This is a genomic window from uncultured Sunxiuqinia sp., from assembly GCF_963974515.1.
GTDB lineage: Bacteria > Bacteroidota > Bacteroidia > Bacteroidales > Prolixibacteraceae > Sunxiuqinia.
In genome coordinates this window covers 1-3,055 of the sequence record NZ_CAXBDD010000200.1, presented here as the reverse complement: position 1 = coordinate 3,055, position 3,055 = coordinate 1, and the positions used below count along the sequence as shown (strand labels likewise).

At 42.4% G+C, this 3,055-nt stretch carries 3 protein-coding genes; all 3 read left to right on the top strand.

Going from position 1 to position 3,055, the window contains the following annotated elements; genetic code table 11:
* Positions 1-269 (top strand): family 16 glycosylhydrolase (locus tag AAC033_RS18830; RefSeq protein ID WP_339741067.1); only part of this gene is annotated, 269 nt, incomplete at its 5' end.
* Between the two features lie 11 nt (positions 270-280).
* Complete coding sequence (locus AAC033_RS18825) at positions 281-2,242, top strand: alpha-L-fucosidase (RefSeq protein WP_339741065.1); 1,962 nt, start codon at positions 281-283, stop codon at positions 2,240-2,242.
* A 160-nt stretch (positions 2,243-2,402) separates the two neighbouring features.
* A partial coding sequence (locus AAC033_RS18820) for an FAD-binding protein (protein WP_339741064.1) occupies positions 2,403-3,055 on the top strand: 653 nt, incomplete at its 3' end.

The following is a 3,055-nucleotide window of genomic DNA, read 5'->3' as shown; positions in this document are numbered from 1 at the left end:
AATTCCATGTGTGGAAGATGCACTGGACAGAAGATTTTATCCGGCTCTACCTGGATGAGCGCTTCCTGAATGAAATTGACCTGAGTGAAGCTGATTACGAAGATGGTTTTAATCCCTTCCGACAGCCCCACTATATCCTTCTTAATCTGGCTATAGGGTCCAATGGAGGAGATCCTTCCAGTTCCCAGTTTCCGCTTAAATATGAAGTGGATTATGTGAGGGTTTTTTCAGGAAAAAGCAGAAAACAAAGAATATCCTATCATCATTAAAGCTTATTATCATGAGCATTAAAAAGAAAGTGTTGTCATTATTATGCCTTGTGTCATTCATCATTTTTGGTGGATTAATCGCAAAGGCTGAATTTTTAACAATAATTGCATCAAATTCGGAATTCACCCAGGAAGAACCTGATTTAGTTACCAATGCAGGTTTTGAAACGGGAAATTTACAAGGCTGGAATCAGCATTGGAAAACCAGGCATGCTTCTATTACAGAAGATGCTTTTTCCGGGCAATACGCAGTAAAAGTTGGTCCCGGGAGAGGCTTTTGTTTGCAAGAAGTTATGGTAAAACCAAATAGTCTTTATAGATTAACAGCTTATCTTAAAACAAATACAGGCGCAGAAGAGGTACAACTTCAAGTGAGTGATTATGGAGGCCCCGAAAATGCAGTATCCATTGCATTACCCGATTATACCAAAGTGAGTATCGATTTTCAAACTGCTTTTGTTACTGAAAAATTAGTTATCTCCATTGCTCATTTATTTGGACATGGTCATGGCTACGCAGACGATATACAATTAACCTACCTTGGAGAAGCACTCGAGCCAAAGCTTCAGGAATTTGTAAATATTCCTGAAAGAGGGATTAAAGACGAAGGCGGTGTAGCCCAATTACCTGATGAAAAAGTAGAGTGGTTCCAAAATAATCGATTTGGGATGTTTATCCATTGGGGCGTTTACGCGGCTATGGATGAAGGTGCCGAATGGGTAAGACACGATCAGGCTTGGGGGCATGAGTTCTACCAACGAAAAGCAAGAGATCCGGAAAAGGGTTTTACTGCTTCTAAATTTGATGCTTCGCAATGGACCGATCTGGCAAATAAAGCAGGTATGAAATATATGGTCTTAACCTCGAGGCATCATGATGGCTACTCGCTTTTTGACAGTAAACATCCTTATTCCTGGACCAGTCAAAAGGACTTAGGAAGAGATTTAATAAAAGAATACGTTACTGCAGTTAGAGCTTCGGGCCTTCACGTAGGAATGTATTATTCACCTATGAGCTGGCGTTATCCGGGATATTATGACGTAACCGGAGAAGATGCTAAACCAAATGTCTGGGGCTATAAAACTGCTGCCTGGCACAAATCAGATGCACGAGACATGAAAGAAGAAGTTTATGAACAGGTTACCACTCTTTTGAAAGATTATGGCCAAATAGATTATATGTTTTGGGACGGCGGATGGCTTGGTCAAACTGTAGATCATGAAATGGAACGCTACTTTTGGGATCCTGGTAAATATCAAAATCCTGACAATGAATGGCCTATAAAAGAGAAGTACATTACAAGAGATAATGACACTGGGAAAGCTCTTGGAATCATGGGATTGGTGAGAAAATACCAACCCGATATGTTGGTGAACGAACGCTTTTCTTGGATTGGCGATGTTCACGGTGAAGAAGGTGGCTCAAAGACGACAGGGGATATTCGTTTTGAGCAGCTTGAAGAAAAATGCGTCTCTCTTCAAAAAGGAGGATGGGGATATAGGCCTGACAGACCAATCTTTAGCTTTGAAGAAGTGGTCGGTTTCTTATCTAATTGTGCTGTAAGGAATATGAACCTGCTACTCAATGTAGCGCCTGATAGAGAAGGAGTGATTCCTCAAAATCAGCAAGAGGTACTTCTAGAGGTGGGGAGTTGGTTAGATGTAGTTGGAAAAGCGATTTTTGGCACAACAGGTGGTCCATGGCAGCCTCTTTTTGGCGAATATGGTTTTACTTTCAAGGATAATAAAATTTACTGCCATATTTATGAGGGATACCGGGCGTTGAATTCAGGGACTTTTACGACCCAGTCATTGGGAGATAAAACGGTCAGCAAAGTGGTTAATCTATTCAGCGGAGAAGAACTCACTTGGGTGAGAAATGAGAACAATACGGTTACAATAAATGGCGTAGATTATAGCGAAAGTCCGGCAGTTACGATATTGGAAATTACACTTAATCAGCCAGTTTTCTAAGTTGTGTCGAACTTCTTTTTCCTCTAATTATATGCGCGCGTTTAACGGGAAAATAGTTGCTGTGATTGAATCAACGGAGAAGTCCGGAGAAATCTCGTTGATGGTATCCGGAGGAAAGTTAATTGGAAACGAAATGAAGATTGAAACTAAAAATTAGATCATGATGATAAAAAAGATATTCGTGGCAGTTATTTTCATGCTAACCGCAATCGCGGGAGTCAAAGCACAGTCGATCTTAATTGAGGCTGAAAGCTTTACCAATAAAGGTGGATGGGTGGTTGATCCCCAGTTTGTTGAGCAGATGGGATCACCTTACCTTTTAGCACATGGCATGGGAAAGCCGGTGAAAGATGCTTCAACGACATTCACGATTCGCAAACCGGGGTCCTATCATGTGTGGGTACGCACTAAAAATTGGGTTCCCGGGAATTGGGAGGCTCCGGGGAGGTTTCACTTGCTTATTGATGGTCAAACGCTTGAACGGACCTTGGGGCTTAACCCGGAATGGAACTGGGAATATGCCGGCGAAATTCAACTTGGAAAGGGAACGAAGCAAATCTCTCTTAAGGATTTGACAGGATTTGAAGGACGCTGTGATGCCATTTACCTGACCATGGATGAAGGCGAGAAACTACCCGGCGAAACGGCCGAGCTGAATAAATGGCGTGCTGATAGATTGGAGGAGCCAAGTGTTCCTGAAAAGATTGAGAAATATGATCTGGTGGTTGTTGGGGGTGGCATTGCCGGCTGTGCTGCATCGATTGCTGCTGCCGAACAAGGCTTGAAAGTTGCCTTGATCCATGACCGTCCGGT

Coding starts and splice junctions, on each gene's coding strand:
- AAC033_RS18825 (WP_339741065.1), top strand. CDS start 281: ATGAGCATTAAAAAGAAAGTGTTGTCATTATTATGCCTTGTGTCATTC.